General features: G+C 41.2%; 5 protein-coding genes and 1 riboswitch. Of the genes, 3 read left to right on the forward strand and 2 right to left on the reverse strand.

Annotated elements, in window-relative coordinates:
- Window positions 1–486: 486 nt before the first annotated feature.
- Window positions 487–1,779, reverse strand: coding sequence for an ArsB/NhaD family transporter (locus AC29Z1_RS11090; RefSeq protein ID WP_488271525.1), 1,293 nt, complete (start codon window positions 1,777–1,779; stop codon window positions 487–489).
- 542 nt (window positions 1,780–2,321) lie between these two features.
- On the opposite strand from AC29Z1_RS11090, the gene AC29Z1_RS11095 reads away from it, so the two are divergent.
- Together AC29Z1_RS11095 and AC29Z1_RS11100 are read left to right on the forward strand one after the other, a co-directional pair.
- Complete coding sequence (locus tag AC29Z1_RS11095) at window positions 2,322–3,599, forward strand: ArsB/NhaD family transporter (protein WP_488271526.1); 1,278 nt, start codon at window positions 2,322–2,324, stop codon at window positions 3,597–3,599.
- A 373-nt stretch (window positions 3,600–3,972) separates the two neighbouring features.
- Entirely contained in the window at window positions 3,973–5,169 is a 1,197-nt protein-coding gene (locus AC29Z1_RS11100) for a pyridoxal phosphate-dependent aminotransferase (protein ID WP_488271527.1), read from the forward strand.
- 78 nt (window positions 5,170–5,247) lie between these two features.
- Here AC29Z1_RS11100 and AC29Z1_RS11105 read toward each other — a convergent pair whose 3' ends face one another.
- Window positions 5,248–6,120 carry an ABC transporter substrate-binding protein gene (locus AC29Z1_RS11105; protein ID WP_488271528.1) on the reverse strand — a complete coding sequence of 291 codons (873 nt, stop codon included), beginning with the start codon at window positions 6,118–6,120 and terminating at the stop codon, window positions 5,248–5,250.
- Window positions 6,121–6,239: riboswitch (molybdenum cofactor riboswitch) on the reverse strand.
- Window positions 6,240–6,336: 97 nt separating this feature from the next.
- Between AC29Z1_RS11105 and AC29Z1_RS11110 the strand changes: the two genes are divergently transcribed.
- Complete coding sequence (locus tag AC29Z1_RS11110) at window positions 6,337–6,759, forward strand: PepSY domain-containing protein (RefSeq protein ID WP_488271529.1); 423 nt, start codon at window positions 6,337–6,339, stop codon at window positions 6,757–6,759.
- Window positions 6,760–7,016 lie beyond the last annotated feature (257 nt).

Raw genomic sequence — 7,016 nt, forward strand, 5'->3', positions numbered from 1 at the left:
GGTCACAATTTCTGGAATGGCACTAAATCCTTTGGTAACTCCCAGCACTTCGATTCCATTACGATGGCAAAGTTCAACAACTTTAGTCGTATTGTACTTTATTTTATCAAGATCAACCTCCAGGCGAGAACCAGCATTCACTTTTTTCGCCTCCTATTAGTAAACTAGCCAGTATTAAATTTATCACTTTTTGCCAAACAACTTAATTATAATATAAGATTGTTAGTATTTCAACTGACAACTGCATAACCCTAACCTGTTAACTAGCATTATCTGTACTATTGTTGCACATAACCAGGCAAAATATTTCCTGGCGGAAAACATCATCATGACCTGATTAAAGTTTATATAAAAAAGACGTCCCTACTGTAACTACCGCAAATAGTAGCCTAGAAGGACGTCAGTCAGCACATAGTTAACTTGTACGCTTTAAAGCTGGCTCGTTAGAGCATAAAATCCGATTATGCCATTATTGGCACCAATCCATTACATCAGATACCGCAGATAAATATAAATGTTGGAAATCAATATTGACAACATGGTAAGCGGAAAAGCAATTTTGAAGAACTTAACGAAAGATATCGGATACCCTGCCTGGGCTGCCAGTCCAGCTACAATAACATTGGCGCTAGCACCAATAAGTGTTCCGTTACCGCCCAAACAAGCTCCCAGAGCTAAGCTCCACCACAGCGGGTCCAGGTTAGTGATACCCAAAGCTCCCATATCTTTAATTAACGGAATCATCGTAGCAACAAAGGGGATATTGTCAACAAACGCCGAAGCAATAGCACTGAGCCAAAGAATCAGCACTGCAGTGGTTGTGGTATTTCCAGCAGTCAGTTCCATTGACTTCTGGGCCAATAAAGAAATTACACCTGTTTCCACAAGACCGCCGACCAAGATAAACAAACCGACAAAAAATAGCAGAGCTACCCATTCAACTTTGTGGAAAATCTTTTCCAAATCATGGTCAGAATTTTTCCTTGCAGCCATCAGCAATACTACAGCACCAAAAATAGCCACAGTGGCCGATTCCATATGCAGTTGCTGATGGAGGAAAAACAGCGTCAAAGTAACAGCCATCACAGCTAGACAAATCTTAAGCAATTTCGGATTGGTAATTTGCTCATCAGGATTAAGATTTCTAATCTTTTCTCTCAACTCTGGAGTAGTCGTAATCGCTTTGCGGTAAATAAATGCCAGTATGGCCACATTGACTGCAAGAATAACCATAGAAATACCGGCAAGATTGTTAATAAATGCGAGGAAGTCCAGTTCTTTTACCGCACTGCCGATCATGATGTTGGGCGGGTCACCAATCAAAGTCGCAGTACCGCCAACATTGGAAGCAATAATTTGCGAAATCAGAAACGGTATGGGATTAACCTGTAACTGCTTAGTAATACTCAACGTTACCGGAACCATCAAAAGCACGGTAGTAACATTATCCAGTAAAGATGAACATAATGCCGTAATTACACTTAAGACAATCAATAACTTTAATGGATGACCGTCTACCTTTTTAGCTGCCCAAATAGCCAAATAACTAAACAGCCCGGTTTCACCGGTAATAGCAACAATAACCATCATCCCAATTAAGAGCCCTAGGGTATTAAAATCAACATGATGAATGGCTTGTTCCTGACTTATAACTCCTAACATGACAACCAACACTGCTCCTGCCAAGGCAACAACAGTACGATGAATTTTCTCAGAGATAATTAATCCATATGCTACCAAAAAAACACTTATAGCAATTGTGGATTGACTAATTTCCATTTTGAATCCTCCTTTAGTTAATATGTTTATTGTTGGATAATCTTCTCTGTTAGTACAGCAAAGCAAGCCCTCCTCTTAGTATAGACGTTATTGTTGTAATTTAGTTGAAACTAAATTCCCTAAGTAAATATTATTAGGAAATAGTTACAATCAGTATGTTAGATATGACTCCCCACTATAGAAGCCGGCATTCTAATAGCGGGTTCGAATTAATTACAAATAGACATAAAGGGGAGGAGCCTTAAAAAGCCTCCTCCTTTGCAACCCTAAAAATGATAGAAGGAGCCCTTGGTGACAGGCTCCTCCTAAAATATTTGCTATATTTCAAATTTTTATGTACTTATATCATAATCAATGTCAGCCGCTTTTGTCAAGGGTTCTTGGTAGGAAGTTTTATCCGAAACCTGGCTTTAGGACGAAAGAAAAATAGATACTAGCATTTGACTCGAAAATAAAACTGTCGTATCATAATAAGGTGAGAATTCTTTACAAGGAGAGTCGCAAACATAGACTCTCCTTATACCTTTAGGAGGCGTATTTAATTGCAAGATTATGCTTTTTGGGGTTCTGTTACAGTTTTTTTACTTACTTATGCCTTAATTATTCTTGAAAAACTACCCAGAATGGTCGTTGCTATGAGCGGCGGCTTGGCTATGCTGCTACTTGGTTTTTTAACCCAGGAAACAGCAGTAAAAGATGACATTGATTTTAATACTATCGGCCTGTTAACCGGAATGATGATTCTGGTAGCTATTATTCGCCGAACAGGTGTATTTGAGGCATTGGCCATTTGGTCTGCTAGTATAACGCGCGGTGAGCCGCTACGGCTCCTATCGCTATTGTCATTTATCACCGCCACGGTATCGGCCTTTCTTGATAATGTTACCACCGTATTACTAATTGTACCCGTAACTCTGACCTTAACTAACATGCTACAGGTTAATCCGGTTCCTTTCTTAATTTCGGAAATTATTGCCTCCAATGTGGGTGGAACAGCCACCTTGATTGGTGATCCGCCTAACATTATGATTGGCAGTGCAACAGGACTGGATTTTAATGCATTTATTGTTAATATGACTCCCATTAGTATTATCGTGCTGGCAGTAACCATCGCCCTGTTATTGCTCATTTATCGTAAAGATTTACAAATAGATGAAAAAAACCGGGAAGCCATCTTACAGCTTAATTGCCGGGATGAGATTAAAGACTGGCCGCTACTAAAGAAATCACTAACCGTGCTTGCAATTACTATTGTTGGGTTCATGTTACACGGATTCCTTCACTTGGAATCAGCTACCATTGCCCTGACAGGTGCTATTCTTATGTTGTTGGTCAGCCGGATAGAACCTGAAGAAGTCTTAACAGAGGTAGAATGGCCGACTATCTTTTTCTTCACTGGACTGTTTGTCCTAGTAGGCGGTTTAAAGGCCACTGGCGTCATTGCCGAACTAGCCCAATGGACGCTAAGCGTAACTCATGGAGATTTGACGCAAACTTCGCTGCTGGTACTATGGGTATCAGCTCTTGCCTCTGCCTTTATTGATAATATTCCGTTTGTCGCCACCATGATCCCTATGCTTCAGGAAATGGGGCAATTAACCGGTATGAATTTGGAACCACTCTGGTGGTCACTGGCACTAGGTGCCTGCCTTGGCGGTAATGGCACACTCATTGGCGCCTCTGCTAACGTTATTGTTGCCGGCATTGCCGAGAAAAACGGAATTCGCCTCTCATTCATACCGTATTTAAAAATCGCCTTTCCTCTGATGATTATTTCCATCATCCTGTGTCATGGGTACTTATTATTGCGGTATCTCTAAAACCGAATATCGTAACATAATCGAGTAGGAGGCTACCCATTCGTTGAATAGCTGACCTCTCACATCACCGTACGTACCGTTCGGTATACGGCGATTCAATAGTTTGAGTGCATTACCTCGTATCTCTTGGCTATATCATCATACCAATGGATGCGAGGTATTCGTTTGTTAATGACCTGTGTAACATCCAACTATCGGCTATTCGCCAGTATCCAAGACGGGAATTAGCCCATTTTCTGGTTTTCCAGTCTAGTATGCCAAGTCGTTTAAGATTATCAAAGCACGCAGACGGGTTCTTCCATTGCCTCCAAAGATTTTGCAGGAATTCCGGATAATCTCGCGAATATTTTCCCTAATCAATTTGGAGGATACAATGGATATGAAACTGGCGAATCGTATAAATCACCTTGGTTCAGAAAACGCTTTTGAAGTACTTAATGAAGTTAACCGTCTCAAAGCCGCCGGACGCGATATTATTAGCTTTGCCATCGGCGAACCTGATTTTGATACTCCAGACAATATCAAACAAGCCTGCATTACGGCTATTCGGAATAATTTTACCCACTATAGCCCCTCTGCCGGTATTTTACCACTGAGGGAGGCCATTGCTACCTATATATCAAATACCCGAAACTTATGTGTAAATCACGAGGAAGTGGTAGTAACCCCTGGTGGCAAACCAATTATCTACTATGCCCTGCATGCGTTAGTAGATCCGGGTGACGAAGTTCTTTATCCTAACCCTGGGTTTCCCATTTATGAATCAGTGATCCGGTTTACTGGTGGCATACCTGTTCCGATTCCCATTCGCGAGGAAAAGGATTTCCGTTTAGATATTGCCGAATTAGAGACACTGATTACCCCCAAAACCAAGCTGATTATTTTAAATAGCCCACATAATCCTACCGGTGGCATGCTTACTGTCGAAGATTTAGCCCATATCGCTGACTTGGCTTGCCGGCATGACTTGTGGGTGTTATCTGACGAAATCTATAGCCGGATTACGTATGGCGGAACCTTTGCCAGCATAAGTTCTTTGCCAGGTATGAAGGATAGAACCATTATTCTCGACGGCTTTTCCAAGACCTATGCAATGACTGGCTGGCGGCTGGGTTATGGCATTATGAACAAAGAACTGGCTATTCATATTACCCGCTTGATTACCAACTGCGAATCCTGCACTAATACCTTTGTTCAAATGGGCGGCCTTGAAGCTTTGACCGGCCCTCAAGACTTTGTCGACCACATGGTTAATGAATTTAAAACCAGGCGTGATTTAATTGTCGCTGGGTTGAACAGTATTCCCGGGTTCTCATGCAAGATTCCTAGCGGAGCCTTTTATGTGTTCCCTAACGTAACTGAAGCCTGTAATAAACTAGGACTGCCAGACAGTAAAGCCCTGCAGCAGTACCTGCTGTATAACGCCGATGTCGCGGTACTGCCACGTTCGGCATTTGGAGTACGTAACAGCGGTGAAACCCAGGAATATCTCCGCTTCTCCTATGCAACCTCTTGCGATACTATCGAAAAAGGACTTGAGCGTATTCAAAAGGCAATGCGCGAACGCTAAATAATGCAAAGAGTTTAACGGATCGGTTTTCAGATAAATAACCTCCAGGTCGCACCTGGAGGTTTATTTATTTGAAAACTATTTAAGATTTTTACCTATCGGGGAATTGGGGAAAAACAAAGGCTCTCCGTACTTGTCTTTGCCAAAATCGCGAATAATCTGCTGTCCTTCCTTAGATGTCATCCATTCAATAAATTGCATAGCTTCCGCATGCTTAACATAAGGAAACTTTGCCGGATTTACTGGGATCAAAGTTATATAGTTAAGCATAGACTCGTCCTTTTCCACAAGTACCGCCAAGTTAATTTCGTTTTTCAGGACTATATAAGTAGCCCTGTCGATAATGGTGTAACCCCTTTGCTCATCGGTATATTTGAGTGTTTTCACATTACCCTCGGCACCACGTTGATAAATTCTGTACCAGGAGCCTTGAGGTTCTATCCCAGCAGCTTTCCACAACTCGATTTCTTTAACGTGGGTTCCTGACTTATCACCACGTGATATAAACAGGCTTTTACTATCAGCAATTTTTCTTAATGCCCTGGAAACACTCTTCTCACCTTTTATGCCAGCTGGGTCCTCCGGTGGACCAACAAGAACGAAGTCATTATACATAAGGTCATAGCGTTTGGTCCCAAAACCATCAGCGACAAACTTTTCCTCTAATTCTTTCGCATGCACCATAACTAAATCAAAATTACCGCTCTTAGCCAATTGCAAGGTTGCAGCTGTACCTGCACCCACATGACGGACAACAATACCTGTTTTCTTTTGAAACTCGTCTTCCAACACGGAAACAATACCTGCATCAATAGGCCCAATAGTGCTTGAAAGCAGTAGCTGTTTCTGTTGTTCGACTTTTGGCTGAGCCACTTGTGATGTACCGCAAGCAGTCAGCGTAAGGGCAAGGATCAATAAAAATACCACCGAATACATACTTTTGCCTTTCAAAATATCTCCTCCTATTCTTCTTTCCACATTGGGAGGTATGGCCGTTTCCAGACATACCCTAACGATCTGGCACCATAGCCATGAGCCACAGGTAACCAGATTCGAAGCTGGACAAGTATTTATTTATTCTACATATAAATGGTAAATCCTGTATACTTAATTAAATTTTTGCAAAATATAACATAAATTCACAATTAAGAATATATCTAGGAAACAGTGTACATAGTAAGATGGGGGGTATCTATGTATCGAATAGCACGGAAGCTTCATTTATGGCTAGGAATCATTCTTGCTTTGATATTGCTCATAGAAGCAATTACTGGATTCATATTGGCTGAACCATGGATCGTAGGACAAGAACAGCGGCAAATGAATCCGGCCAGACAATCCGCCAACAATTCAGAACCAATAAATAGGCGACAGGCAGAAAGACCAGCACAAGGAGAAAGGCAAACCCCAGATAGAACCAAGGCCGATGCATCCAGTGCTTTTAGCTTAGCTAAAGGACTTCATCAGGGAAAAATCGGCAACATACATGCCAAGTGGCTTGTTGACCTGGCAGCCATAGGCCTTATCGTCCTCACCATAACGGGAGTCTATATAGCCATTCCCGTTCTTAAAGCCCAGCAAAAGAGATAGTCATCTAATAGGCCATTGACAAGCTGTCAGTGGTTTTTATATTTCCGGGCAATATCAAATAACAAAAAAGCTAAAAAATTAGCCATAATGCGCCAAGAGTGGATAAATTTGAAAATATAAACTTTTTTACCAAATATGTCCATTTGTATTATTTGGGATTTTATTACATTTACATTATAATTAACATATATTTTAAATAAAAAGGCTGTCGACAAAGTATTGTCGATAGCCTTTTTATTTATTATGATCATCTGTCA

It is taken from the genome of Sporomusa sp. (assembly GCF_057736855.1).